The 25,432-nt window shown below is 62.0% G+C and carries 25 protein-coding genes; 22 read left to right on the top strand and 3 right to left on the bottom strand.

Annotated features, from left to right (window positions below; genetic code table 11):
• Positions 1 to 111: 111 nt before the first annotated feature.
• The 21 genes from rpsO (at position 112) to R4P65_RS19460 (ending at position 21,990) form a co-directional block, all read left to right on the top strand.
• On the top strand, positions 112 to 381 hold the full coding sequence (gene rpsO / locus R4P65_RS19555; RefSeq protein ID WP_003942254.1) for a 30S ribosomal protein S15: 270 nt from the start codon (positions 112 to 114) through the stop codon (positions 379 to 381).
• 438 nt (positions 382 to 819) lie between these two features.
• Positions 820 to 3,090: a polyribonucleotide nucleotidyltransferase gene (locus R4P65_RS19550; RefSeq protein ID WP_230813042.1), complete on the top strand. Its 2,271-nt coding sequence runs from the start codon at positions 820 to 822 to the stop codon at positions 3,088 to 3,090.
• Between the two features lie 126 nt (positions 3,091 to 3,216).
• Positions 3,217 to 4,578: a pitrilysin family protein gene (locus tag R4P65_RS19545; RefSeq protein WP_317827800.1), complete on the top strand. Its 1,362-nt coding sequence runs from the start codon at positions 3,217 to 3,219 to the stop codon at positions 4,576 to 4,578.
• A 28-nt stretch (positions 4,579 to 4,606) separates the two neighbouring features.
• Entirely contained in the window at positions 4,607 to 5,713 is a 1,107-nt protein-coding gene (locus R4P65_RS19540; RefSeq protein ID WP_317827799.1) for an alcohol dehydrogenase catalytic domain-containing protein, read from the top strand.
• Positions 5,714 to 5,825: 112 nt separating this feature from the next.
• Positions 5,826 to 7,520, top strand: coding sequence for a cutinase family protein (locus R4P65_RS19535; protein ID WP_317827798.1), 1,695 nt, complete (start codon positions 5,826 to 5,828; stop codon positions 7,518 to 7,520).
• A gap of 161 nt (positions 7,521 to 7,681) precedes the next feature.
• Entirely contained in the window at positions 7,682 to 8,011 is a 330-nt protein-coding gene (gene hypA / locus R4P65_RS19530; RefSeq protein WP_230813230.1) for a hydrogenase maturation nickel metallochaperone HypA, read from the top strand.
• 2 nt (positions 8,012 to 8,013) lie between these two features.
• Entirely contained in the window at positions 8,014 to 8,817 is an 804-nt protein-coding gene (hypB, locus tag R4P65_RS19525) for a hydrogenase nickel incorporation protein HypB (protein ID WP_317827797.1), read from the top strand.
• A 181-nt stretch (positions 8,818 to 8,998) separates the two neighbouring features.
• Positions 8,999 to 10,114 carry a hydrogenase expression protein HypE gene (locus R4P65_RS19520; protein WP_317827796.1) on the top strand — a complete coding sequence of 372 codons (1,116 nt, stop codon included), beginning with the start codon at positions 8,999 to 9,001 and terminating at the stop codon, positions 10,112 to 10,114.
• Positions 10,115 to 10,168: 54 nt separating this feature from the next.
• Positions 10,169 to 11,962, top strand: coding sequence for a nickel-dependent hydrogenase large subunit (locus R4P65_RS19515; protein WP_317827795.1), 1,794 nt, complete (start codon positions 10,169 to 10,171; stop codon positions 11,960 to 11,962).
• A gap of 3 nt (positions 11,963 to 11,965) precedes the next feature.
• Entirely contained in the window at positions 11,966 to 12,868 is a 903-nt protein-coding gene (locus tag R4P65_RS19510; protein ID WP_317827794.1) for a NifU family protein, read from the top strand.
• A 19-nt stretch (positions 12,869 to 12,887) separates the two neighbouring features.
• Positions 12,888 to 13,508 (top strand): DUF5947 family protein, encoded by a 621-nt coding sequence (locus R4P65_RS19505; RefSeq protein WP_317827793.1) that lies wholly within the window; start codon positions 12,888 to 12,890, stop codon positions 13,506 to 13,508.
• Positions 13,505 to 14,143 carry a DUF6084 family protein gene (locus tag R4P65_RS19500; protein ID WP_317827792.1) on the top strand — a complete coding sequence of 213 codons (639 nt, stop codon included), beginning with the start codon at positions 13,505 to 13,507 and terminating at the stop codon, positions 14,141 to 14,143. The genes R4P65_RS19505 and R4P65_RS19500 overlap by 4 nt, the downstream gene beginning before the upstream one ends.
• Complete coding sequence (locus R4P65_RS19495) at positions 14,140 to 15,504, top strand: hypothetical protein (protein WP_317827791.1); 1,365 nt, start codon at positions 14,140 to 14,142, stop codon at positions 15,502 to 15,504. The genes R4P65_RS19500 and R4P65_RS19495 overlap by 4 nt, the downstream gene beginning before the upstream one ends.
• 49 nt (positions 15,505 to 15,553) lie before the next feature.
• Entirely contained in the window at positions 15,554 to 15,673 is a 120-nt protein-coding gene (locus tag R4P65_RS33185) for a DUF6893 family small protein (protein WP_374227973.1), read from the top strand.
• Between the two features lie 6 nt (positions 15,674 to 15,679).
• On the top strand, positions 15,680 to 16,180 hold the full coding sequence (locus R4P65_RS19490) for a hydrogenase maturation protease (protein WP_317827790.1): 501 nt from the start codon (positions 15,680 to 15,682) through the stop codon (positions 16,178 to 16,180).
• 3 nt (positions 16,181 to 16,183) lie between these two features.
• A complete protein-coding gene (locus R4P65_RS19485; RefSeq protein ID WP_230813054.1) occupies positions 16,184 to 16,471 on the top strand; it encodes a HypC/HybG/HupF family hydrogenase formation chaperone in 288 nt (95 codons plus the stop codon).
• Entirely contained in the window at positions 16,468 to 18,756 is a 2,289-nt protein-coding gene (gene hypF, locus R4P65_RS19480) for a carbamoyltransferase HypF (protein WP_317827789.1), read from the top strand. Before R4P65_RS19485 ends, hypF begins: the two co-directional genes overlap by 4 nt.
• Before the next feature lie 16 nt (positions 18,757 to 18,772).
• Complete coding sequence (locus R4P65_RS19475) at positions 18,773 to 19,072, top strand: HypC/HybG/HupF family hydrogenase formation chaperone (RefSeq protein WP_030535597.1); 300 nt, start codon at positions 18,773 to 18,775, stop codon at positions 19,070 to 19,072.
• On the top strand, positions 19,069 to 20,181 hold the full coding sequence (gene hypD, locus R4P65_RS19470; RefSeq protein WP_230813056.1) for a hydrogenase formation protein HypD: 1,113 nt from the start codon (positions 19,069 to 19,071) through the stop codon (positions 20,179 to 20,181). Before R4P65_RS19475 ends, hypD begins: the two co-directional genes overlap by 4 nt.
• The gene (gene hypE / locus R4P65_RS19465; protein WP_317827788.1) at positions 20,171 to 21,241 is read left to right on the top strand and encodes a hydrogenase expression/formation protein HypE; all 1,071 of its coding nucleotides are present in this window, start codon (positions 20,171 to 20,173) and stop codon (positions 21,239 to 21,241) included. The genes hypD and hypE overlap by 11 nt, the downstream gene beginning before the upstream one ends.
• The gene (locus R4P65_RS19460) at positions 21,241 to 21,990 is read left to right on the top strand and encodes a DUF6390 family protein (RefSeq protein ID WP_317827787.1); all 750 of its coding nucleotides are present in this window, start codon (positions 21,241 to 21,243) and stop codon (positions 21,988 to 21,990) included. Before hypE ends, R4P65_RS19460 begins: the two co-directional genes overlap by 1 nt.
• Positions 21,991 to 22,121: 131 nt before the next feature.
• On the opposite strand, the gene R4P65_RS19455 is transcribed toward R4P65_RS19460, so the two are convergent.
• Positions 22,122 to 22,529, bottom strand: coding sequence for a hypothetical protein (locus R4P65_RS19455; protein WP_317827786.1), 408 nt, complete (start codon positions 22,527 to 22,529; stop codon positions 22,122 to 22,124).
• Between the two features lie 345 nt (positions 22,530 to 22,874).
• Between R4P65_RS19455 and R4P65_RS19450 the strand changes: the two genes are divergently transcribed.
• On the top strand, positions 22,875 to 23,276 hold the full coding sequence (locus R4P65_RS19450; RefSeq protein ID WP_317827785.1) for a VOC family protein: 402 nt from the start codon (positions 22,875 to 22,877) through the stop codon (positions 23,274 to 23,276).
• 85 nt (positions 23,277 to 23,361) lie between these two features.
• Here the strand turns inward: R4P65_RS19450 and R4P65_RS19445 are convergent, their stop codons facing one another.
• A complete protein-coding gene (locus tag R4P65_RS19445; protein WP_317827784.1) occupies positions 23,362 to 24,000 on the bottom strand; it encodes a PadR family transcriptional regulator in 639 nt (212 codons plus the stop codon).
• 43 nt (positions 24,001 to 24,043) lie between these two features.
• Positions 24,044 to 25,369, bottom strand: coding sequence for a serine hydrolase domain-containing protein (locus tag R4P65_RS19440; protein WP_317827783.1), 1,326 nt, complete (start codon positions 25,367 to 25,369; stop codon positions 24,044 to 24,046).
• Positions 25,370 to 25,432 lie beyond the last annotated feature (63 nt).

The following is a 25,432-nucleotide window of genomic DNA, read 5'->3' as shown; positions in this document are numbered from 1 at the left end:
AATGCGCCGCATTGCTGCTGGTAGGATCTTCTCTCGGTGCGTGCTGCGGTTTGCGGTGGCCGCGCCCGATCTAGTTCCTTTCACGCAAACGTCATTACAGGAGTGAATCAAGTGGCATTGACCACGGAAGAAAAGAAGGTCGTTCTCGGCGAGTACGGCTTGCACGAGACCGACACGGGATCGCCCGAAGCTCAGGTGGCAATGCTCACCAAGCGCATCACCGATCTCACCGAGCACCTCAAGACCCACAAGCATGACCACCACTCGCGTCGTGGACTGCTCTTGATGGTCGGTCGCCGTCGTCGTCTGCTGAAGTACGTGGCAAAGACTGACGTCGCTCGCTACCGCACGCTCATCGAGCGTCTCGGCCTGCGTCGCTAGATTTTTCCTACGACGCTGATCGAAAGCAACACGGCACGCTTCGGTTTGCCGAACACTCCGTCAGCCGGCGAAGCCACGCATATACTGGGCTTCGCTGGCTTTCGGCGTTAGCTGCCGCAAGGCAGTTTCCGCTGTCGGCGCGCATGCACAGTTGTCTATGCGCAGTTGTGCAGTGCGCAGTCAGCACACCGTATGCACCAGAGAACGTGGTGTCGGTTGTCGGTAGTGGTTCTCCGGACCGGGCAAGTGCCCGAAAGCTCCGGCGGACTTCGATCGACGGCCGCCCGAACGTCGTGACGTCCCGAAGCAGAAATCGCTCGCATAGCAGGAGCGTCTGCAATTCAAGAGGGGGACGTCCCTCGGTGCGCAGTTTCCACCAGGAGGGTGGACACGCCCGCGCGGGTACGGCGAAGACGAGAGGGAAGTGAAGAGAAAAGAATGACAGACAATTCCGTAGTAGAGGTCGACGAAGGCGTGTTCGAATCCACCGCCGTGATCGACAACGGGTCTTTCGGTACCCGCACCATCCGTTTCGAGACCGGACGCCTTGCTCAGCAGGCCGCCGGCGCCGTCGTCGCTTACCTGGACGACGAGACCATGCTGCTGTCCGCCACGAGCGCCAGCAAGCACCCCAAGGAGCACTTCGACTTCTTCCCCCTGACGGTGGACGTCGAAGAGCGCATGTACGCAGCGGGCCGCATCCCCGGTTCGTTCTTCCGTCGTGAGGGACGCCCTTCCACCGACGCGATCCTGACCTGCCGCCTCATCGACCGGCCGCTGCGCCCGTCGTTCGTCGACGGTCTCCGTAACGAGATCCAGGTCGTCGTCACGGTCATGAGCCTCAACCCTCAGGATCTGTACGACGTCGTGGCTATCAACGCCGCTTCCGCGTCGACGCAGATCGCGGGCCTGCCGTTCTCCGGACCCGTCGGTGGCGTGCGTGTTGCACTCATCGTCTCCGAGGACAACAAGGCCGGCCAGTGGGTTGCATTCCCGACTGTCGATCAGCTCGAGAACGCCGTCTTCGACATGGTCGTCGCCGGCCGCGTCGTGTCCGGCAGCGGTGACAACGCCGACGTCGCGATCATGATGGTCGAGGCCGAGGCCACCGACAACGTCATCGCGAAGATCGCCGACGGCGCTCAGGCACCGACCGAGGCCATCGTCGCCGAAGGCCTCGAGGCCGCCAAGCCGTTCATCGCACGCCTGTGCGCTGCACAGGCAGCACTGGCATCCAAGGCTGCAAAGCCCACGGGTGACTACCCGGTCTTCCCGGCGTACCAGGACGACGTATTTGCTGCCGTCGAGGCCGCTGCATCCGAAAAGCTCAATGCCGCACTGACAATCGCCGGCAAGCAGGAACGTGACGACAAGACCGACGAGGTCAAGGTCGAGGTTCTCGAGCAGGTTGCACCGAACTTCGAAGGCCGCGAGAAGGAACTGGGAGCAGCGTTCCGCTCGCTCACCAAGAAGCTGGTTCGCCAGCGCATCCTGCGCGATCAGTTCCGCATCGACGGTCGCGGCGTCACGGACATCCGTTCGCTGTCTGCCGAGGTTGCGATCATCCCGCGCGCACACGGCTCCGCACTGTTCGAGCGCGGCGAGACCCAGATCCTGGGTGTCACCACTCTCGACATGGTCAAGATGGCGCAGCAGGTCGACTCGCTCGGTCCCGAGACCAGCAAGCGCTACATGCACCATTACAACTTCCCGCCGTACTCCACCGGTGAGACGGGCCGCGTCGGTTCGCCGAAGCGTCGCGAAATCGGTCACGGTGCACTCGCCGAGCGCGCTCTCATGCCGGTTCTGCCCAGCGTCGAAGAGTTCCCGTACGCAATTCGCCAGGTCTCCGAGGCTCTGAGCTCCAACGGCTCCACCTCGATGGGCTCGGTGTGTGCTTCCACGCTCGCACTGCTCAACGCCGGTGTGCCGCTGCGTGCTCCGGTTGCCGGTATCGCCATGGGTCTGGTTTCCGACCAGGTCGACGGTGAAACCCGTTACGTGGCTCTGACCGACATCCTCGGCGCCGAAGATGCCTTCGGTGACATGGACTTCAAGGTCGCAGGCACCAAGGACTTCGTCACGGCTCTGCAGCTGGATACGAAGCTCGACGGCATCCCGTCCAAGGTTCTCGCCGGCGCGCTGTCGCAGGCGAAGGACGCCCGGACCACGATCCTCGAGGTCATGGCCGAGGCCATCGACACCCCGGACGAGATGAGCCCGTTCGCTCCCCGCGTGACGGCCATCAAGGTCCCCGTCGACAAGATCGGTGAGGTCATCGGCCCCAAGGGCAAGATGATCAACTCCATCACCGAGCAGACCGGTGCCAGCATCTCCATCGAGGACGACGGCACCGTGTTCGTCGGCGCCACCGATGGACCGTCTGCACAGGCCGCGATCGACATGATCAACGCCATTGCCAACCCGCAGCTCCCCAAGGTCGGCGAGCGGTTCCTGGGCACGGTCGTCAAGACCACCGCCTTCGGTGCCTTCGTTTCGCTCCTGCCGGGACGCGACGGACTGGTGCACATCTCGAAGCTGGGCAGCGGTAAGCGCATTGCCAAGGTCGAAGACGTGGTCAACGTCGGATCCAAGATCCGCGTCGAGATCGCCGACATCGATGCTCGCGGCAAGATCTCGTTGATCCCGGTCGAAGAGGGCAACGACGAGGCTGCCGCTCCGGCCGCCGACGAGGCTGCTTCCGAGTAGATCTCACTTCGTACTCTGATGCGGCCCCGCGCGGATTTCCGTGCGGGGCCGCATCTGTACTGTCTGTAGACACGAGCCTGTAGATACCTGATTCACCACTTGTACCGAGGACTGCTGAACCTTTTCATGGCAAAGACCACTCCCAACACCACGCGCAGCCGCAGCGCTGTGCTGAAATCGCCGATCGATGCGAAGTCTCCTGAATCGGGAGTGCAGCGCACGGTCCTTCCCGGCGGGCTGCGCGTCGTCACCGAATTCATCCCCGGTGTGCGTTCGGCCTCCGTCGGCGTGTGGGTCGGAGTCGGCTCCCGCGACGAGCAGCCGAGTGTGGCCGGTGCCGCGCATTTTCTCGAGCACCTGCTGTTCAAGTCGACGCCGTCACGGACTGCGTTGGACATCGCGCAGGTCATGGATGGTGTGGGCGGCGAACTCAATGCGTTCACGTCGAAGGAACACACCTGTTTCTACGCGCACGTGATCGACGACGACCTGCCGATGGCGGTGGACCTTGTCGCCGACGTCGTGCTGCGCGGGCGTTGCAGAACCGCGGACGTCGACGTCGAGCGGCAAGTAGTGCTCGAAGAGATCGCAATGCGTGACGACGATCCGGAAGACTTGCTCGGCGACGCGTTCCTGACCGCGTTGTTCGGCGATCATCCTGTCGGCCGCCCGATCATCGGTAGCGTCGAATCGATCGAGTCGATGTCGCGCAATCAGTTGCATTCCTTCCATGTTCGGCGTTACACACCGCAGCGGATGGTGCTGGCCGTGGCGGGAAACGTCGACCACAAGCAGGTTGTGACGCTCGCTCGCCGTGCATTTGCCGGACATCTCGAGCGCGGGGTCAAGCCGGCGCCGCGGCGCGAAGGCACTCTGCGTTTGCGAACGATGCCTGAACTGAGCTTGACCCACCGCGACAGCGAGCAGGTCCACCTTGCGCTCGGGGTACGCGCGTTCGGCCGGCACGAGGGCCATCGCTGGGCGCTGTCGGTGCTCAACGCCGCAGTGGGCGGTGGGCTGAGTTCTCGTCTGTTCCAAGAGATTCGGGAGAAGCGCGGGCTTGCGTACTCCGTCTACTCCGGCGTCGACACCTTCGCGGACACCGGAGCGTTCTCCGTGTATGCAGGTTGCCAGCCGGAGAACCTCGGGGAGGTTGCCACAGTGATCCGCGAGGTACTCGCGAACGTGGCGACGGACGGAATCACCGATGCCGAGATCGCCCGCGCCAAAGGATCGCTGCGGGGCGGATTGGTTCTGGCACTGGAAGATTCAGGCTCACGCATGAACCGTATCGGTCGCAGCGAACTGAACTACGGCAACCATCGCAGTGTTGCGCAGACGCTCGCGACCATCGACGCAGTCACCTCCGAAGAGGTGCTAGAGGTGGCGCAGGTGCTTTTGACGAGGCCGTTTGCAGCCGCCGTCGTCGGCCCGTACAAGCGGGTTCGTGACCTCCCCGCGTCGGTACGCGGGATCGTGGGCAAGTAGTTCGAACTATCGAAATCGGGGTGTGCAGTTGAAGATCCGTGGTGCAGTGCTCGAAGAGATCGGCCGGGAGCGTCCCTTTGCGGAATCGACCCCGATTTCGATTTCGGAGCTTGATCTCGAATCCCCGGGCCCCGGCGAGATCCTCGTCAAGATCGAAGCTGCCGGGCTTTGTCACTCCGACCTCTCCGTGGTCGACGGGAATCGCGTACGCCCAGTGCCGATGTTGTTGGGCCATGAGGCGGCAGGTCGAATCATCGAACTCGGCGACGGAGTTGATTCGTTGTCGGTGGGCACCCGCGTCGTGATGACTTTTCTTCCGCGGTGCGGTGATTGTGCGGGATGCGCCACCGACGGGCGGATGCCGTGCACGGTGGGCAGCGCCGCCAACAACGACGGAAGTCTGCTCGGCGGCGCGCAGCGGCTCAGGCGTTCCGGTGAGGACGTCAAGCATCACCTCGGTGTTTCGGGTTTCGCGACGCATGCTGTGGTCAACGCCAAGTCGGTTGTTCCCGTCGACGACGACATCCCGGCCGAAATTGCAGCCGTACTCGGTTGCGCGGTGTTGACCGGTGGGGGAGCGCTGCTCAATGCGGCCAGGCCTCGCCCGGCCGACACGGTGATGGTGGTCGGCTTGGGCGGAGTCGGGATGGCCGCAATTCTGACGGCCCGCGCACTCGGGGTCGAGAACGTCATCGGCGTCGACGCGCTGGAGTCGAAGTTGGCCCAGGCCCTGGAATTGGGCGCGACCGAGGTCTTCACACCGTCCGGGTTGACCGAGAGCGGTGTCCGCGCAGACATCGTCGTCGAGGCTGCCGGAAATGCTCGGGCATTCGAGACCGCGGTGGCTGCGACGGCAGCGGGTGGCACGACCGTCACGGTCGGGTTGCCGGCGCCTGACGCGCGCTCGTCGATCTCACCTCTCGGGCTGGTCGCCGAAGCGCGGACCCTCATCGGCAGCTACCTCGGATCCGCAGTCCCGGCTCGCGACATCCCGATCTACGCGCAGTTGTGGCGGGACGGGAAGCTACCGGTCGAGAAGCTGATCTCCTCGCGCATCGAATTGGCCGACATCAATTCCGGTATGGACGAACTTGCGGACGGAAAAGCAATCCGACAGGTCATAGTTTTCGACTGAAAATCGTTACCTCCTGTAACGCTTCTTTCGTACTGGACGACTACTCGAATGACGTTGCGTGACGCCCCGGGGGTCGGTCGTACGTTTTCCAAAAGCTGATTGGGGAGAAGATATGCCGGTTCGTGGGTTCTTTTCGCGACATCGAATACTGGCGGGTGCACTAGCGCCCGCAGCGCTCGGCGTGGCCGCGTTGGTGGCGGTCGCAGTTGCCGTGGATTCTCCGGAGTCACGCACGATCGAGACACAATTGACGTCTTCGGTCACCGAGTGTCACGACATGGTGAGCATCGCGGTTGCAGGTCGACACGACACACCGGACGCTTCGACGGTGAAGATGTTGCTGGGAGCCGACGGGAAGCCCCTTCCGGCCGCCCTGTCCGGTGACTACAAGAGTGAACGCGTCGACCAGGTGATCAACCCGGCAGGCTCCGTCAACGCGAACAAACCCGGCTCTTACGCGGCTGTGTACATCGCGTACCCGGCCAACATGGCGTCCTACGAGGACGCCGTCGCTGCCGGCGCTGCAAACACGCAGTCCGTGATGAGTGCCATCGCCAAGGAATGCCCGAAGACTCAGTTCTCGATCGTCGGGTACAGCGAAGGCGCCGATGTGGTGCGTCGCGTGGCGAAGGACATCGGTACGCAGGAGAACAACGAGTTCGGGGTCGACCCGGACAAGGTTGTCGGTGTGGTCATGCTGGCGGATGCAGGCCGTGAAGCCGGCGACGGCACGTTCCTCGGTGCCAAGAATCCGTTCACGAACCCGAACAACTTCGATACGAAGTACCAGGACGGCACCTCCGCGACACCCGGCGAAGGTGTTCTCCCCGACACTGCTGGAGGTTTCGGCAAGCTGAACGGCAAGGTCGCGTCCTTCTGCTCGGACGGTGACTTCACCTGCTCGGCTCCCAGCAACATCTCCCTGTTGATCTTGGCGGCAAATGTCGGTCGGCAATTGAACATCGACCAGCTCGAATCGCAGGGTTTGAACCCGGCCACCGGTCAGGACGTCGCGGTGGTGTTCGGCCAGGTCGTCTTCGAGGCGTTCGCAGACATTTCGTCCAATCCCAACTGGATGCAGGGTGACGAGACGTTCCTTCAGGTGATGCTCAAGGTGTCGGATCCGGGGTACAAGCCCGGTAAAACACCCGCGCCGGCACCGGTAGCCGATGGCGAGACGGTGTCTACCGACAAGGTGTCTCCGCTGGCATATCTGCCGCAGAAGCTCTTCAAGGAGATCGTCGGTCTCATCGCTACCAACCAGAACACGATTCCCGTGATCCTGAGCGACCCCTACCAGCAGACACTCGCTCCGGATGTCGGACACCACTTCGATTACTGGCGCGATGCGGATGCGGCCAACGGCAAACCGTTGACTTCAGCTCAGTACGCAGCAGCCTGGCTCACCTACCTCGCCCAACAGGCGAAGGAGGGAAAGCCCGTCGACGCTACGGCGAAGCCGACCCCCGAACAGATCACCGCCGCCGTCGATGCATACATGGCTGACGGCAATGCGGAAGGCGATGCCGCGGTGGCTGAAGGCGCCGGAACCGGTCAGACACCGGCCGGGACCACTGGCTCCACGGGATCTGCTGGAGCGCCCGCAACCACGTCACAGGTGCCTGCGGCAGGATCGGCGTCGGTCACATCGGGAGCGGTCGCCACTCCGACAGGTTCGGCGGCAGTGACGCCGACGTCGACCGTTCCGACCACGCCGGTAGCGGCCACGGATGCGACGACGGTGCCCTCGACAACAACAGCGACGTCGACGACCACGACGGCGAAGGTGCCGGTTCCGAACCCGTAATCCTTCTCGCCGGCGTTCGTCACACGAATAACGCTGAAAACAGGCTGCGATCCGCAACTAGTTGCGGATCGCAGCCTGTTTTCATGTACGGGTTACGTACAGCGACCGTTGGTGCTTATCGTGGAAGGGAGGTTTCCGGATCACGAATCGTGGGTTTCACCGTGCACGAGTTGTCTATTGCGCAGAGTGTGGTCGAAGCGGTGTGTGAGCGTGCCGGCGAGCGACGGGTATCGAGCGTGCGGCTTGAAGTAGGGCAACTCTGCGCGGTGGTTCCACACTCTCTGTTGTTTTGCTTCGACGTCGTCACTGCGGGTACTCACGCCGAAGGTGCCAGCTTGCACATCGATCAGATTGCAACCAGCGCGCGATGCAAAAGCTGCGGCGTGACGTTCTCGCCGCCAGACATGTTCTTGCTGTGTACATGCGGCAGTGCTGATGTCGAGGTGCTTGCCGGCCGAGAGTTGCGGATCCTGTCGATGGAAGTGAGCTGAGCATGTGCGCGACGTGTGGGTGTGGGGACACCACAGGACCTCGGGTGTCGGTAGTCGCTGACGGAGAACACGAGCAGGAACACGGTCATGGGCACGGTCACGGTCACGGGCATGACCATGAGCACGGCCACCCCGACCACACTGTGATTCTCGAGCAGCAGGTACTTGCCAAGAATGACGGCATCGCACTTCACAATCGTGAGTGGATGCGGGGCCGCGGAATCACGGCGCTCAACATCATGAGTTCGCCCGGCGCGGGGAAGACGACGTTGCTGGCGCGAACGATCCGGGAACTCGAACGGCAACGACCTGTCGCAGTGATCGAAGGTGACCAGGAAACCCGGCTCGATGCCGAACGGATTCGCGAGACCGGTGCGTCGGTGGTCCAGGTGAACACCGGGGCCGGATGTCACCTCGACGCGGAGATGATCGACCGCGCACTACGCGCCCTGGATCCCGCAGACAAGTCGCTGCTTCTGATCGAAAACGTCGGAAACCTGGTGTGCCCCGCACTCTTCGACCTGGGAGAGGAAGGCAAGGTTGTCCTAATTTCGACGCCGGAGGGGGATGACAAGCCGAAAAAGTACCCGCACATCTTTGCCGTCGCGGACCTGGTGGTTATCAACAAGATCGACTTGCTCCCATACGTCGAGTTCGACGTCGAGGCCTGTGTCGCGCAGGCGAAAATCCTCAATCCGGCTGTGCGCGTGGTTGTTTTGTCTGCTACGACAGGTGAGGGCATGGACGAGTGGTATGGGTGGATCGGTAGTCGTTCGGCGATTTCTCCGCTGGCCGTTGACAACTGAACTGCTCCGGTAGTTAATGAAATGAGTGGGTGCCACGCAAGTGGGTCGAGGTTCGACTCCGGTGGCGTCAGCGTTTCGGTGCCGCGGCAATTCGAAGCCTTTGGGTTTCGAGGTCATAGCGTGTCAGGCCAGTCGCGGCGCTGAGAGTCAAGGCGCAAGTGCACCCGTGAAAGCTGCTGACATGGACACACAAAAATCGACTGCTGGCACCACGGCGGAACCTGCCTCCGAAAGCGCAGCGACCTCCCGAAGCGCAGCGGCGAAAGCGGAAGAAACCTTGATTCACGTGCTGTGGATCAATGCCGGGCTCAGTTGCGACGGTGATTCGGTGGCGCTGACTGCTGCCACGCAACCCAGTATCGAGGAGATCGCGCTCGGTGCGTTGCCCGGCCTGCCTCAGGTAGCGGTTCACTGGCCGCTCATCGACTTCGAATGCGGACCGCAAGGTGGCGCTGACGATTTCCTGGAGTGGTTCTGGAAAGCCGACCGGGGAGAATTGGAACCCTTTGTTCTTGTTGTCGAAGGATCGATACCGAACGAGAAACTCCACGACGAAGGGTACTGGTGTGGCTTCGGGAACAATCGCGAAACCGGCCAACCGGTCACCACGAGCGAATGGCTCGACAAGCTGGCACCGAAAGCCACTGCGGTAGTTGCAGTCGGCACGTGTGCGACCTACGGCGGAATACATGCGATGGCCGGCAATCCGACCGGTGCGATGGGTGTGCCGGACTATCTCGGGTGGAGCTGGAAATCGAAGGCGGGCATCCCGATCGTGTGCGTTCCCGGGTGTCCCATTCAACCGGACAACCTCTCCGAGACCCTGACCTATCTTCTGTACATGGCCACTGACCAGGCGCCGATGATTCCCTTGGACGAATCCCTGCGCCCGCAGTGGCTTTTCGGTGCCACCGTTCACGAGGGCTGTGACCGTGGCGGATACTACGAACAGGGCGAGTTCGCGACGGAGTACGGGTCACCGAAGTGCATCGTCAAACTCGGGTGTTGGGGACCGGTCGTGAAATGCAATGTCCCCAAACGCGGTTGGATCAACGGCGTTGGCGGGTGTCCCAACGTCGGCGGGATCTGCATCGGGTGCACGATGCCGGGATTCCCCGACAAGTTCATGCCGTTCATGGATGAACCGCCCGGCGGCAAATTCTCCACCAAAGCGGTGGGAATGTACGGGTCCGTGATTCACAGTCTGCGCCGGATTACCGGCCACACGTTGGACAAGGAACCGCACTGGCGCGAGCGCGGGTCGAAGTTGCTCACCGGTGCAACGCGTACGTGGTGACTGACCGGATACATTCAAATCAGTTCGTGAGCAACGTCTCTGGGAGGCACTGCAATGACGGCCATCGTTCCCGAACCCACCTCGACTGCGGACCGCGACGGTCTTGTCGAGATGGCGTGGGACCCCATCACCCGAATCGTCGGCAGCCTGGGCATCTACACCAAGATCGACTTCGCCAATCGCGAAGTGGTGGAGTGCCACAGCACGTCGTCGATCTTTCGTGGGTATTCCCTGTTCATGAAGGGGAAGGACCCGCGCGACGCGCATTTCATCACCAGTCGCATCTGCGGCATCTGCGGTGACAATCACGCCACGTGCTCGTGCTACGCACAGAACATGGCGTACGGCGTCAAGCCGCCGCATCTGGGCGAGTGGATCGTCAATCTCGGTGAGGCCGCCGAGTACATGTTCGACCACAACATCTTTCAGGAGAATCTGGTCGCGGTCGACTACTGCGAGAAGATGGTCTCCGAGACGAATCCCGGTGTGCTGGCGCAGGCGGAGAACACGCGCTGCCCGCACGAGGACCAGCATGGTTATCGCACGATCGCCGACATAATGAGGACTCTCAATCCGTTCACGGGTGAGTTCTATCGCGAAGCGTTGCAAGTCTCGCGTTCGACCCGTGAAATGTTCTGCCTGATGGAGGGTAGGCACGTTCACCCGTCGACGCTCTATCCCGGTGGCGTCGGCACGGTCGCGACGATCGAACTGATGACGGACTACATGTCGCGGCTGATGCGGTACGTCGAATTCATGAAGAAGGTCGTGCCCATGCACGATGACCTGTTCGACTTCTTCTACGAGGCGCTGCCTGGCTACGAAAAGGTAGGCCTGCGGCGGACCTTGCTGGGTTGTTGGGGTTCGTTCCAAGACCCCGAGTACTGCAATTTCTCGTACAAGGACATGACCGACTGGGGCCGGAAGATGTTTGTCACTCCCGGTGTTGTTGTCGACGGCAAACTGGTCACCACGGATCTGGTGGACATCAACCTCGGTATCCGAATCATGCTGGGCTCCTCGTATTACGAGGACTGGAGTGATCAGGAGATGTTCGTCAAAACCGATCCGCTGGGTAACCCGGTCGATCGCAGGCACCCGTGGAATCAACACACCAACCCCCACCCGCAGAAGCGGAACCTCGAGGACAAGTACAGCTGGGTCATGTCACCGCGGTGGTTCGACGGAAAAGACAATCTCGCTCTGGACACCGGCGGGGGAGCATTGGCTCGTCTGTGGAGCACCGCTCTGGCCGGCGTGGTCGACATCGGATATCTCGAGTCGACCGGACACAGTGTGAAGATCAATCTTCCGAAAACAGCGTTGAAGGGTCCGGTCTCGCTGGAGTGGAAAATTCCGGAACACGGCAGCAACACTCTCGAAAGGAACCGTGCGCGAACCTATTTCCAGGCGTATGCAGCGGCCGCTGCCCTGCATTTCGCCGAGAAGGCGCTTGTCGAGATCCGGGCCGGCCGCACCAAGACATGGGAGTCGTTCGAGGTCCCGGACGAGGGGATCGGCTGCGGATTCACCGAAGCCGTTCGCGGAGTTCTCTCTCATCACATGGTGATTCGTGACGGAAAGATCGCGAACTATCACCCGTACCCACCGACCCCATGGAATGCGAGCCCGCGCGACAGCTACGGAACCCCCGGTCCATACGAGGACGCCGTGCAGGGTCAGCCGATCTTCGAGGAGAACGATCGAGACCACTTCAAGGGCATCGACATCATGCGGACCGTGCGTAGTTTCGATCCTTGCCTGCCGTGCGGCGTCCACATGTACCTCGGCGGCGGTAAGACCTTGGAGAAGTTGCATTCGCCGACGCAGTCCGTGACCGGGGAGTGATCGATGGACCAATCGGCCGACTACTGGCGCGGAGCAGGTGAGCGCATCGAGACGTTATTGCAAGCCAATGCCGGTGCAGGCCCGGTGGCCAGAGATCGCGCCGAGCAACTGGTGCGTGAAGTCGTGCAGTTGTACGGCGCAGCACTCGAACGCACCGTCGCGCTGGCGGATCCGGCCACGATGGATGCGATGGTTCGTGACGATCTGGTGTCCAGCCTCCTATTGGTGCACGGACTTCACCCGCACGACGTGGAGACGCGCGTCCGCACTGCGCTCGACAGCGTGCGTCCGTACCTCGGCTCGCACGGCGGCGACGTCGAACTGATCGAGGTGGCGAATGGAGTCGTGCGGCTCCGTCTGCTCGGGAGCTGTAACAGCTGCCCTTCGTCGTCGGTCACCCTCGAAACCGCCGTCCAGGATGCGGTGCAGGCGGCGGCACCCGAGACCACCGGAATCGACGTCGAAACACCTGACCCGCACGAGGTGAGGTCGGGTGTGATCTCGGTCGAGTCCCTGTTCTCGCACGTACACGCCGACGGGGGAGGTGCGCACTGGGTGCAGGTCCCCGAATTTGCCGAAGTCGACGTGGGTGAGGTCGCGGGGTTCCGGGTATCGGGCACCGATCTGTTGGTCTGTCGCTCCGGAGACGATCTGTACGCGTATCGCGACCACTGCCCAGTGTGTGAGCACTCGATGGCGGGGGCTGTGCTCGAACGCATGATGGGCCGACCTGCCCGAGACGCCGCCGTCCTCACCTGTCCGACGTGCTCTGCTCACTTCAGTGTGTACGGAGCGGGAGCACGGGTGGGCACCGGCTCCGAGCATCTGGCGCCTGTGCCGGTGCTGATTCGCGACGGAGTGCTCTCGGTCGCGCTTGCTGACGATTCAGTGATACCGGTGACCTAGCCGTGAACGCAGCCCGGTTATGAAAGTCACTGTGGGAGAGGTGCTCACACGAATCGCCTCGACGCGCGCCGTTCCGACCGGACCGCGGTGTGAGATGTGCGCGGCGGGCATAGGTGACGAACACCAACACGTCGTGGACGTACAGGTCCGGAGCCTGATGTGCGTGTGCCGTCCCTGCTATCTACTCTTTGCGCCGGTCGACGCAGACCTTCGATACAAGGCGGTTCCCGATCGGTATCTCGAATTTCCGAACTTCGACCTAGGACCTGGCCGGTGGGAGTCTCTGGAAATCCCCGTCGGCCTGGCATTCTTCTTTCGAAACTCACTCCTCGACAAGTACATAGTCTTCTACCCGGGACCGGCCGGAGCTACCGAATCCGAGTTGCCCATCGACGCGTTCGAGACTGTGCACGACGAGAATCCGGGGCTCTCGCAGATGCGCGCCGACGTCGAGGCCTTGATAGTGTCCGTGCCCACGTCAGGGCAATCGCCGAGATGCTTCGTTGTTCCCATCGACGCCTGTTACGAGCTGGTGGGACGGTTGCGCACCGTGTGGCGCGGATTCGACGGTGGCCGGGATGCCGCACGCGCAGTGGACGAGTTCTTCGGGCGCGTCGAGGCGCGAAGCAGGTCGGCATGACTGTTCTCGACTTCTCGGTCGACAACGTGGAGGTGGAACCGTACGCGGTTACGCCGAATCTGACGGTGAGATTGAGAATGTCGGAATCCACCGGCGCGACCGTCCGTGCGGTGGCTCTGCGCGCTCAGGTTCGAATCGAACCGCACCGCCGACCGTACTCCGATGCGGAAGGGGAAGGTCTGCGCGATCTCTTCGGTCCGCGGGAGCGTTGGTCGAGTACGCTGCGCACCTTCCTGTGGATGGAATGCTCCACGGTCGTTCAAGGATTCACCGGAACCACGGTCGTAGCCTTACCCATGGCGTGTACGTACGACTTCTCGGTGACGGCGTCGAAGTACATGCACGCACTCCGTGACGGAACGATTCCGATCGTGGTACTACTGAGCGGCACGGTATTCACCGACGGACAACGCGGTTTCTCGGTCCAGCAGATCCCGTGGGACAGATCTGCTGCCTACGAATTGCCGGTCGACGTGTGGAAACAGCTGATGGCCACGCATTATCCGGCCTCCGGCTGGGTACGCCTCGACCATGAGACGATTGCCGATCTCGTGCGATTCAAGTCTGCCCACGGCCTCACGGACCTCGATTCAGCCGTGCGGCAGTTGCTGACGGCGAGCCAGGTGCAGCGATGACTCGAGCTGAGCTGGATCACGACGTTCGGGCCGTGGCCGACGCTGTCCTCTACGAGGGCTATCTTCTCTATCCCTACCGGGCCGGCTCGGCGAAGAATCAATCCCGTTGGCAGTTCGGGGTTCTCGGACCGCCAGGCGCCGCCGAGGTCGGAGTCGGGGAGGAACCGTCGATGTCCGCGCAATGTCTGCTCGGCGAATTCGAGCGGAGCGGCGTCGAAGTGACTGCGACTGTGAGGTTTCTGCATCACCAGTCGCGGACGGTTGAACGACTCGGTGCAGGCGGCGCGTGGATCCCGGTCGATCGGTTGGTAGTCGACGAGCGCGAGTCGATCTCGTGGGACGAAGCCACCGAATCCGAGATCGTGTTGGGTCCGTGGGGTTTGGACGAACTCGAGGGCGGCGTCGAAGAAACCTTCTGTGCAGTGGGAGTTGTCGACGGAGAGACTCTGTCGGACTCTCGGGGCAGGGTGGTCGGACGGATCGTCCGGACACGGCTTCCGGTGAATGGCTTTTTGGCAGTGAGCGCCTCCGCCGGGGTCGGACGCACGGTGATTTCCGTGAAGATCATGAATGCCACGAGCGTCGACGCAAGGGACAAGGGCACGGCCACGGCGCAATCGATGCTCGGCACTCACGTCATTTTGAACTGCACAGGCTCGAGGTTCCTGTCGATGTTCGAAGACGCAGATCACTTGGAGTCGCTGCGGCAAAATCGCTGTTATCCAGTGCTTGCGGGGGCCGAGGACCACACTCACCCTGGTACATCACCCACCGTTCTGGTGTCACCGATCATCTTGTACGACTTTCCCGAGATTGCGCCGCAGAGCGAGGGATCTCTCTTCGATTCGACGGAGATCGACGAAATTCTCACCCTGAGAATCCTTGCCATGACCGACGCGGAAAAGGCGCGGGCGCGGGCAACCGACTCCAAAGCTGCCGACATCATCGACCGATGTGAGCACTTGACGGACGATGATCTAGCCGGCCTGCACGGTGTGCTGCGAGATCCGCACGCCGGTTCTGATCTGATACCCGAGGTGCCTGACGGCGTGGACTGGTGGACCCCGGAAGCCGACACCAGTGTTCAACCACGCACCGACGCAGTTCTGATCAACGGCGTCCGCGTCTCCGGTGGCAGTACAGTTCGCCTTCACCCCTCACGTCGCGCTGATGCGCAGGACCTGTTCTTCGACGGCCGGATCGCCCACGTCGCCACCATTCATGAAGACGTGGACGGCGACATTCATGTTGGGGTGACACTCTTGGACGATCCGGCCGCCGATCTGCACAACTGGTACGGCCGCTACCTGTACTTCGCGCCGGACGAGATAGAGCCGATGCCGCGAGACAGCGCGAGTTGACGTACTTCACAGCTATCGGACTTCACAGCTATCGAGAGGAGAACTCGCAATGAGGAACATGGGATTGCTGTCGACGGCACTTCTCGGCGCCACCGCGATCGCAGCCGCGGTCGTTCTGGTGGTGTCGATGCCGGACATCCAGCGCTATCTGCGAATGCGAAAGATGTAAAACGCTGTGCGCGTGCTGATTGCAGGTGTCGGAAACATATTTCTCGAAGACGACGGATTCGGCCCCGAAGTTGTTCGGGCGCTGCAGCATGAGATTCTCCCGTCGGGAGCTCGCCTGGTCGACTACGGAATTCGGGGGGTGCATCTGGCCTACGACTTGTTGGAGTCGTGGGACGCGCTGGTGCTGATCGACGCCTTACCGGTGACCGGAGTCCCGGGGAAGCTCGCGATCGTCGAAGTGGACCCCGAAAGTGAAGGCACGCAAGGAGGTAGAGGTTTCGACGCGCACTCGATGCATCCGAGTTCGGTGTTTGCCAGCCTGCAGGCGCTCGGCGGAACACTCCCGCGGACGTTCGTGGTGGGGGCACACGCGAAATCGACTGGCGACGGAATCGGATTGAGTGCAGAGATGCGTGATTCGGTGGGGCAAGCCGCCTCTGCGGTGATGGCACTCGTCCGGTCGATCGACGTGGATTGTGATGCCACGACCTTGGGGCCGGAGGTGTGAGTCATGTGTCTGGGGATTCCGGGACGGGTACGCGAACTACTGGACGGGTACGGCGGTCAACTCGCCCTCGTCGACGTGGAAGGTGCGCCACGCAAGGTCAACATCGGCATGCTCGACGAAGGCACTGTCACGGCAGGTGACTGGGTGGTGATCCACATGGGCTTTGCAGTCGAGAAGGTCGACGAGCAGGGAGCACGCCACGCTCGGGCAGGCCTCGAACTGATGGGCCGTGGTGGTCATGACGGTGAGATCGACGACTCCGATACTCGTACGGGCGAGGTCGGGACATGATGATCGCCTGCCGTGTCATCGTTCGTGGCGTAGTCCAGGGGGTGGGATTCCGGCCGTTCGTTCATGCGACCGCCACCGAGTTGGGACTCTCGGGTTCGGTGGGAAATTCTGCTCTCGGTGTCGTGATCGACGTCGAAGGCGACGGAGAGACAATCGATGCATTTGTCGCTCGGGTGCGAAACCGCCCCCCACCGCTGGCCCGGGTGGAGTCGGTAGAGCGCGAGGACTCGCGACCGGTAGGTCGTCAGGGGTTTTGCATAATCGAGACGGATGCAGTTTCCGTCGGGCGAACCTTGGCGCCGGCCGACGTCGGGATCTGCGACGATTGCCTCCGGGAACTGACCGATCCCGGCGATCGGCGATTTCGTCATCCCTTCATCACCTGTACCAATTGTGGTCCACGATTCACGATCATCGAGTCGCTGCCATACGACCGGGCCGCCACGACGATGAAACGGTTCCCGTTGTGCACGGCTTGTGCGACGGAGTACGTGGATCCATCGGACCGCCGGTTTCACGCGCAACCGATTGCCTGCCCGGAGTGCGGTCCGACGCTCTCATTCGTGGAACGGGGCACGGGCGAGGTGAGTGGCGAGGCTGCACTGCTACGAGCCCGATCGCTACTACGAGACGGGAAGATACTTGCTGTCAAGGGGATTGGAGGTTTCCACCTGGCCTGCGATGCCCGCGATGATCGCGTGGTCCACGAATTGCGTGTACGCAAGCATCGAGCAAGCAAGCCGCTGGCGGTGATGGTGCGAGATGTGCGAGAAGCCAGAGAGCTCGGTGCGGTCGGGGATGCCGAGGCTGACGCCATGTCCTCGCGCGAGCGCCCGATAGTGCTGGTTGCCAAAGCGTCTGGCTACACGCTTTCGCCCTTGATTGCCCCCGACATTCCGGATATCGGAATCATGCTGGCATACAACCCGATTCAGCATCTTCTTCTGGGTTTGGCCGGAGAAGCTGCGGGGCCGGCGGCGTTGGTTATGACATCGGCGAACATCGGTGGAGAGCCGATTCTATACTCCGACAACGATCTCGATCGATTGGGCGATCTGGCCGACGGGGTATTGACCCACAACCGTCCGATCTTGATACCGTGTGACGACTCGGTGATGCGAATAGTGGACAGCCGACGACAGTTGCTTCGTCGCTCGCGCGGATATGCTCCGCTGCCCGTCACCGCGCCGTTCGACGTACCGCCTACCTTGGCGGTCGGGGCCGACCTGAAGAACACCTTCTGTCTTGCCGAGGGTGCGTATGTGTGGCCTAGTCAGCACATCGGAGACATGGGCGACCTCGCTGTTATCGACAGTTTTGCGGCGTCGGAGAGTCACTTCGAATCGATCACGGGAGTAGTGCCGCACCAGATTGTCTGTGACGAACATCCGCGGTATCGCTCGTCCTCGTGGGCTCGCAGTCGTAGTGGTGACCGACCGGTGCGCGTCGTCGGGCATCACCACGCACATGTGGCTTCCGTGATGGGGGAGAACGGTCAGGACGGGAGCGAACCAGTTCTCGGAATAGCGTTCGACGGCACCGGTTACGGGGCGGACGGCGCAGTGTGGGGAGGGGAACTACTGTTGGCGACGTACAAGGGTTATCGCCGTCTCGCGCATCTGGGATACGTGCCACTGCCAGGGGGCGATGCCGGAGTGGAACGACCGTACCGAATGGCGCTCGCCCACCTCTGGCATGCCGGGTTGGACTGGGAATCCGACCTCGCGCCGGTGGCAGCCTGTCCGCCACGAGAGCAGTCGGTCCTACTTCACCAGTTGGCAACCGGTTTCGGGTGTGTGGACACCTCGAGCATGGGGCGGTTGTTCGATGCAGTCTCCTCGCTGACCGGGGTTCGTCAGAGCGTCGACTACGAAGCGCAGGCCGCCATCGAACTGGAGGGCATTTCGAGGGGAGTCGACTGCGCCCCGTCGCGGTACACCTTCGACTGGGTGCAGTCGGACGACGATTCGTGGACAGCTGATCCACGGTCGGTCATTCGGGCCGTTGTCCGTGATCTCCGGGCGAAGGTGCCCGCCGACGTGATCGGCGCGCGCTTCCACGAATCCGTCGCGCACCTCGTACTCGAGTGGGCAATCCGTGGCCGGGAACTGGCGGGAGTGGACGAGGTAGTTCTCACCGGAGGCGTGTTTCAGAACCCTCTCCTGCTCGTCCGGGCGTGTGCCCTGCTCGGAGAAGCCGGATTCACGCCGTTGACAGGACTGCAGTTACCACCGAACGACGGTGGTCTCGCCTACGGCCAAGTGCTGGTCGGGAGTTCGTCATGAGGTCAGGAGTTGTGCCATGTGCCTAGCCGTACCAGGACGTATCGAGTCCCTGGAGGAACGCGACGGAACGACGATGTCGGTGGTGAACTTCGGTGGCGTCCGAAAAGAAGTGTGCCTCGAGTACATTCCGGGCGCCCAAGTCGGCGAGTACGTCGTGGTGCACGTCGGATTTGCCATCCAGCGACTCGACGAGGAATCCGCTCGCAGCACGCTGGCGGAATTCGAGCACCTCGGCGTACTCGAAGAGGAATTCGGTGACGGGTTCGAAAGGGCTGCCCGGGCCGCGGGGATCGAACCGAAGGAGAAAGAATCATGAAGTATCTGGACGAGTTCTCCGATCCGGAACTGGCCGGCAAACTGCTGGATCAGATCCGCGCGCTGGCCACACGGCGATGGGCGATCATGGAAGTGTGTGGTGGTCAGACACATTCGATCATCAGACACGGCATCGATCAACTACTTCCGCAAGAGATCGAGATGATCCACGGACCCGGATGCCCGGTCTGCGTCACCCCGCTCGAGATCATCGACAAAGCTCTCGAAATCGCGGCAAGACCCGATGTCATTTTCTGCTCCTTCGGGGACATGTTGCGGGTTCCGGGGAGTTCGTCGGATCTGTTCCGGATCAAGAGCGCCGGCGGCGACGTACGGGTGGTGTACTCACCGTTGGATGCACTGACTATTGCCAAGGAGAATCCGGACCGACAAGTGGTGTTCTTCGGGATCGGATTCGAGACCACCGCGCCGGCCAACGCCATGACCGTCTATCAGGCCAATCGCCTGGGTATCGAGAACTTCTCGCTACTCGTCTCGCATGTTCTGGTCCCGCCGGCGATGGCCGCGATCATGGACTCGCCAGAGTGCCGCGTGCAGGCATTTCTGGCGGCCGGGCATGTGTGCAGTGTGATGGGAACTTCGGAGTACCCGGCGCTCGCCGAGAAGTACAAGGTCCCGATCGTCGTCACCGGATTCGAGCCGCTGGATCTGCTGGAGGGGATCAGAAAGACGGTGCTGCAGTTGGAATCGGGTCGATACGAGGTCGAAAATGCCTACGCCCGTGCTGTCACGGCCGAGGGCAATACCGCGGCGAAGGCAATGCTCGAGGACGTGTTCGCGGTGTCGGATCGGACATGGCGCGGCATCGGATCGATCCCGGACAGCGGTTGGCAGTTGGCACCGAAGTATGCGTATTTTGATGCGGAGGAGCGTTTTTCGGTGACCGATATCCACACTGACGAGTCGAGCGTCTGCCGTTCCGGAGAAGTGTTGCAAGGCTTGATCAAGCCACACGAGTGCAGTGCCTTCGGGAAGGAATGCACTCCGCGGAATCCGCTCGGTGCCACGATGGTGTCGTCCGAGGGGGCGTGCGCTGCGTACTACCTGTACCGGCGCCTGGAACTTCAGGAGGCGGGTCATGCCGGCTGAGGAGACCGCTGTCGTGGACTTGTCGGCGTGGGTCTGCCCACTGCCGCTGCGTGATTCGCCGAACATCGTCATGGGGCACGGTGGTGGGGGAGCGATGTCCGCCGAGCTCATCGAGCACCTGTTCCTGCCCTCGTTCGGAAGCGCTGCCGATGCAGAACTCGGTGACTCGGCCGTATTCGATGTCGGCGGGGTGCGGCTCGCCTTCTCGACCGACTCGTACGTCGTGAAACCCATGGTGTTTCCCGGCGGAACGATCGGTGATCTTGCAGTCAACGGAACGGTGAACGACCTGGCGATGGCGGGAGCGCAGCCATTGGTGATGTCGACGGCATTCATCCTCGAAGAAGGGACGGCGCTGACCGACATCGCGGGAATCGCGCAGGCGCTCGGGCAGGCCGCGCGCGTTGCCGGCGTCCGACTGGTGACGGGTGACACGAAGGTTGTCGATGCCGGTCATGGCGACGGAGTCTTCATCAACACCGCGGGAATCGGGATTGTCGCCGATGGTGTTGACATCAATCCCACCCGCGCACAAGAAGGTGACGTCGTGATAGTCAGCGGCGACATCGGCGTTCACGGAGTAGCCGTGATGAGTTGTCGCGAAGGTCTCGAATTCGGGACCGAGGTGCGCAGTGATTGTGCTTCCTTGAACGGCGTGGTCGCCCACATGATTGCCACCGGTGTCGACATCCATGTCTTGCGCGACCCTACCCGGGGCGGAGTTGCCGCGACCCTCAACGAGATCGCTCAGGCGTCGAACATCGGGGTTGCGTTGGTGGAGCGAGATCTGCCGATTCCCGCTGACGTGCGCGATGCCTGTGGGCTACTCGGCTTGGATCCGTTGTACGTCGCAAACGAGGGCAAGTTGATCGCTTTTGTTCCACGCGAAGACGCCGACCGAGTCCTGGAAGCGATGCGCGGCAATCCACTGAGTGTGGGAGCAGCCGTCATCGGGGAGTGCGTGGCCGAACATCGCGGAATGGTGGTGGCGCGAACAGCATTGGGAGGCAATCGGGTAGTGGATTTGCCGGCGGGTGAACAACTTCCGCGGATCTGCTGATGACTGCCGTCGATATGGACGGGCCGGTGTTGTTTGCTCGTTACGCGTATCCGCCGAACGAGTTGGGTTACTGCGGACCCGATGATCCTTCCGTGCTGCTTCGACAGGCCCACGGCATCTCGGCGAGTGGCGACCGTGACCGCGCTCGTCAATTCGACGGTGCGTGGCCGTACCTCGAGGCATTGGCCGTAAGTGCGGGCATCGACGACCCCCTGGATCCGCGAGTGATCGAAGCTTATTGGGTGGGAGGTGATCTCCTCGGCTCTCTCGATTCGGGGAAGTTGTTGCAGCACCTGAGAAGGGCCTTCGGTGAACGCGAGAACACTGGGTTCCTCCCCGTCCTCGAGGAACGGGACCGCGCGCTCGCTCACCACAGCTTTCACGTACTTCTGGTGTATCCGTGGGTCAAACTTCTACGGAAGCGCGGTACGGTCCCACTGTCCGTCCTCCAGAATTGCCGGATCAGATGGGGAGTGGTCGAGGACGTCGGAGAGGAGCACGCGTTGGTGGTTTCCTCCCCGCTCGAGTTCGACGGCGAGAAACTCGCACGAGGCACGCCGGTAACGCAGCGAGTCCGATGGAGCGTAGACGGCCGCTCACTTGCGGCGATGCCCGTCCAGGGCGCCGTGGTGACGATGCACTGGGATTGGCTGTGCGACAGCATCACTGCAGAGCAGTCACATGCGTTGGATGCCGCGGAAGACTCTGCACTGCAGATCGCGAACGAGATGCTGTCGACCGATACGTGATCGTCGTAGGCGGGACTGACACCAGTGTCCTCCGCCCATCTGAAGCGGACTCTGCCTCATTGCTGCTGATGAGATGTCGACGCGACAGTGCCCTGTCAGCGCAGGGACTCAGTCTGGCGGACACGCAGGTGTCAGGGGACGAAGAAGGTTCCGAAGCCCGGTGTACCGATCGCCTGGGGATCGACGTATGCGACGACCTGACCCGAGCCCGGACGAATGGTGACGGGTTGTGCATCCAGTGTCGGAAATGATGCGGATCCGTACGCTCCGGTACCGAGACTGAGCCAGTGGACGACCGCGGAGTGGGGGTTTCCGTCTCCGGGTGCGCGGCGTACGTGCAGCACAGCGACGCCCGGCTCTTCGCCGATGCTCGCGGCAAGGCGGGGTGTGGGTAAGTCGACGAGCGGGATGTAAGGGTCGACCTGGAACGGAACCGTACTCGGCGCCGCTGCCGCGGTCCCCGGCATCATCACGCCGGAGATCGCAAGGGCCGCAAAGACAGTGACACCGGTACGTGCAAAAGCGTTGAGTGCAGTCATACGATTCGACGCTAGTCGCTTGACCGGCGATTCGGTGCCGTTTCGCGTTACGAGCGGTGGCGGGGACGTGATGCGCCCCGCGCATTCCTGACGGCCGTGTAAGGGTTTCCCGAGGCCCAACTCTTCTAATATCTCCCTAGCGTGGGCATATTGGCCAAAGCTCGACGGGCAGTGCGGGCTGGTGAGCCCTCCCTTCGAACCCCACGAACAGATAGGTGAACCTCACGAACAGACGGGCAAACGCAGCGGGTGGTTGCGGGTCATCCATCGCGAAATGGCAGCCAAGGGTCTTCTCTGTAAGGTGATTTGGCGACGGCACTAACGGCAAGGACAAGGTGCACAATCATGGAATTCTCCGTCGAACGGTTCGACCACATCGTGATCAACTGTCGTGACGTCGACGCCACCGCCCAGTGGTACGCGAAGGTACTCGGAATGACGATCGAGATATTCGGCCCTTCGGCGCGCACTGCAGTGAAGTTCGGAAATCAGAAGATCAATCTGAGGCCTCTCGGATCGGTGGAGCAAGACCCGGCCTGGACCACCGGCGCCGTCGAGGCGGCAGGTTCCGAGGATTTGTGCTTCATCACTCTTGCGTCACCTCGAACTGTCCGCGAGCACCTGGAGAACTGTGGGGTCGAGGTACTTGACGGGCCCGTGACCAAACTGGGTGCCCTCGGCGAGATGGTCTCGCACTATTGTCGCGACCCCGACGGAAACCTCATCGAGATCGCCGTCTACCCGTGAACGAACCACGCCGAGGAGAAATTACTGCAGATTCAACGTCGTCCAGTGCGGCCGCCGTCGGCTGTCGACATCTATCCCTGGGGAATTAGCTACTTCCGTCGTCTATCGCACGGGCGAGGGTGGAGAGGGTGCGCTTTCGGTGGGTTGTTGCGGGTTGCACCGTGTCGGGCCAGTCTGCAGTTTCTTCCAGCGCCCAGTCGGCCCATTCTGCGATGTGGTTGAAATGGCCGATCATGAATCGGTTCGCCAGTGCCATCAGGTGATTTTGTTGGGGGAGTGTGCCGGCTTCGGGAGCCGAAATTCGTTGTGCGTGTGAGACGAACAGACTTCGGGATTGAGTTGCCTGTTCGCGCATGGTGGTCAGGTTGGACCGCAGGTCGTCGATCGTCCCTTGGTGGGCAAAGATCACGCGAATCATGCCTTCGAACTGCAAGGCCGGAGGCGTGGACTGGGTGGAGAGCCAGTCGCTCAGCGCGGTTCGGCCTTCGTCGGTGATGGAGTAGACGGTGCGGGAGCGCTGAGTGCCTTTTGTGACCGTGGTGGCCGTGACCAGGCCGCGCTCGAGCAGTATTTTTGGGGCGTTGTACCGCTGTCGGTCGGCGCTGGGCCACAATTCGGCGACCCCGCGTCCGACCTGTTCGGCGATTTCGTATGCGGACCAGTCCTTGGCTGTCAGCAGTCCCAGGATCATGTACGAGGTGGGTGTGAGATCACGTTGAGCCACATGGCTCCCTTCGCTCCGCGGTTGGGATCCAAGCCTACAAGTGTTACTTCCCTTCGCCGTTCGCATCCTCGGTGTCGGCGATGTCGTCGGATGCATCCTGTGCGGGTTTGCCGTAGATGAAGGGGACGAGCGCTCCAGCGACTGCAGACGCCGGCGCGAAACCATCAGCGGTTGGGGCCAGATTTCCCCACACCACCATGGTCACATCGTTGACCGGGTCGTACCCCATGAAGGAGTTGTAGCCGGGCAGTTCGCCGATATGGCCGTACATCGGACCCATTTGAGCGATGCCGTATCCGTATCCCGCGGATCCCTCGCCATCTGTGGGTTGCACACTGTTCAAACGCAACTCGTGTGTGGCCAGAGTGAGGAGTGACCCGGTGCCCAAGGCTTTGACCCATGTCGCCATGTCGTTCGCAGTCGAGATTCCCTGACCTGCGGACCACGTCCACGAAGGATTGTGCATCGTGGTGTCGGTCGGTCTTTCGGTGCCTGCAGCGATCGCGTCGAGGCGAGATTGCGGGAGCGCTTGTTTGCCTTCGCCCAGCGTTTCGACGTTCCCACTGTAGGTGTAGCCGTCTGCATAAGGCGTCGGGATGCTGGTATCGGTGTTGGCAGGAAACGATGTCCCGGTCAGTGTGAGTGGCCCGAAGAATCGGTCCGCGAAGATCTGCTGAATCGGCTTGCCGTCGAGCTTCTCGGCGATCAAGCCGAGGAGAACGGTGTTGGTGTTGGAGTAGTGGTAGCCGGTGTCGGGCGCGAAGTACGGCGGCTGGCTCAGGCCCATCGCCAGCAGCTCCTCGGGTGCCCACACTCGCTCCGGTTGCTCGTCGAGCGCCCGGTTGAGTTCGAGGGTTTCGGTGTAGTTGTACAGGCCGCTACGCATGTCGAGTAGGTTGCCGATTGTGATGTTGTCCCCGTTGGGGACATCGGGGCGGAACTTGCTGACCGGATCGGTTACCGCCAGCTTGCCCTCGTCGACCAACTGCAGGATTGCCGTGCCGGTCCAGGTCTTGGTGTTCGAGCCCACGCGAACCTTGGTGTCCAGAGTGGGAGGCTCGTTCACACCTTCTCGGACCGAACCCCACGTGTTGACGTACTTCTGCGTCGGTGTCGTGATCATGACCACCATCGCGATCTCGCGGAACTGCTCCGCCTTCTCGGAGACGGCGGAATCCATTGCAACGCTGTCGAAAGACAAGACAGCGCTGTCCGCAGACCCGGCGGAGGTCGGCGCTGACGAGGAGGGGGACGCGGAATCGGTTGCGGACGAACAGGCTGAGAGCAATAACGCCGTGGCGATACCGACCACGGCCACTTTGCGAACCTTGACGTCGTCTCGTGACGTCGACTTCCCATCAGAGTTCATGAAATGACTTTAAGCGATACTGCACTCTGCATGCTGCACTTTGCAGTAAATTACGACAAATCA

The sequence above is a fragment of the Rhodococcus sp. IEGM 1318 genome (genome assembly GCF_033142465.1).
Taxonomy (GTDB): Bacteria; Actinomycetota; Actinomycetes; order Mycobacteriales; family Mycobacteriaceae; genus Rhodococcus_F; species Rhodococcus_F qingshengii_B.
The sequence above is the reverse complement of the archived record's forward strand: the minus strand, read 5'-3'. Positions and strand labels throughout refer to the sequence as shown.

What these genes read in the sequence shown, in the direction of transcription:
- R4P65_RS19550 (WP_230813042.1), top strand. Translation starts at nt 820, where the DNA reads ATGACAGACAATTCCGTAGTAGAGGTCGACGAAGGCGTGTTCGAATCC.
- R4P65_RS19545 (WP_317827800.1), top strand. Translation starts at nt 3,217, where the DNA reads ATGGCAAAGACCACTCCCAACACCACGCGCAGCCGCAGCGCTGTGCTG.
- R4P65_RS19535 (WP_317827798.1), top strand. Translation starts at nt 5,826, where the DNA reads ATGCCGGTTCGTGGGTTCTTTTCGCGACATCGAATACTGGCGGGTGCA.
- hypB (WP_317827797.1), top strand. Translation starts at nt 8,014, where the DNA reads ATGTGCGCGACGTGTGGGTGTGGGGACACCACAGGACCTCGGGTGTCG.
- R4P65_RS19520 (WP_317827796.1), top strand. Translation starts at nt 8,999, where the DNA reads ATGGACACACAAAAATCGACTGCTGGCACCACGGCGGAACCTGCCTCC.
- R4P65_RS19515 (WP_317827795.1), top strand. Translation starts at nt 10,169, where the DNA reads ATGACGGCCATCGTTCCCGAACCCACCTCGACTGCGGACCGCGACGGT.
- R4P65_RS19510 (WP_317827794.1), top strand. Translation starts at nt 11,966, where the DNA reads ATGGACCAATCGGCCGACTACTGGCGCGGAGCAGGTGAGCGCATCGAG.
- R4P65_RS19505 (WP_317827793.1), top strand. Translation starts at nt 12,888, where the DNA reads ATGAAAGTCACTGTGGGAGAGGTGCTCACACGAATCGCCTCGACGCGC.
- R4P65_RS19500 (WP_317827792.1), top strand. Translation starts at nt 13,505, where the DNA reads ATGACTGTTCTCGACTTCTCGGTCGACAACGTGGAGGTGGAACCGTAC.
- R4P65_RS19495 (WP_317827791.1), top strand. Translation starts at nt 14,140, where the DNA reads ATGACTCGAGCTGAGCTGGATCACGACGTTCGGGCCGTGGCCGACGCT.
- R4P65_RS33185 (WP_374227973.1), top strand. Translation starts at nt 15,554, where the DNA reads ATGAGGAACATGGGATTGCTGTCGACGGCACTTCTCGGCGCCACCGCG.
- R4P65_RS19485 (WP_230813054.1), top strand. Translation starts at nt 16,184, where the DNA reads ATGTGTCTGGGGATTCCGGGACGGGTACGCGAACTACTGGACGGGTAC.
- hypF (WP_317827789.1), top strand. Translation starts at nt 16,468, where the DNA reads ATGATGATCGCCTGCCGTGTCATCGTTCGTGGCGTAGTCCAGGGGGTG.
- R4P65_RS19475 (WP_030535597.1), top strand. Translation starts at nt 18,773, where the DNA reads ATGTGCCTAGCCGTACCAGGACGTATCGAGTCCCTGGAGGAACGCGAC.
- hypD (WP_230813056.1), top strand. Translation starts at nt 19,069, where the DNA reads ATGAAGTATCTGGACGAGTTCTCCGATCCGGAACTGGCCGGCAAACTG.
- hypE (WP_317827788.1), top strand. Translation starts at nt 20,171, where the DNA reads ATGCCGGCTGAGGAGACCGCTGTCGTGGACTTGTCGGCGTGGGTCTGC.
- R4P65_RS19460 (WP_317827787.1), top strand. Translation starts at nt 21,241, where the DNA reads ATGACTGCCGTCGATATGGACGGGCCGGTGTTGTTTGCTCGTTACGCG.
- R4P65_RS19455 (WP_317827786.1), bottom strand. Translation starts at nt 22,529, where the DNA reads ATGACTGCACTCAACGCTTTTGCACGTACCGGTGTCACTGTCTTTGCG.
- R4P65_RS19450 (WP_317827785.1), top strand. Translation starts at nt 22,875, where the DNA reads ATGGAATTCTCCGTCGAACGGTTCGACCACATCGTGATCAACTGTCGT.
- R4P65_RS19440 (WP_317827783.1), bottom strand. Translation starts at nt 25,369, where the DNA reads ATGAACTCTGATGGGAAGTCGACGTCACGAGACGACGTCAAGGTTCGC.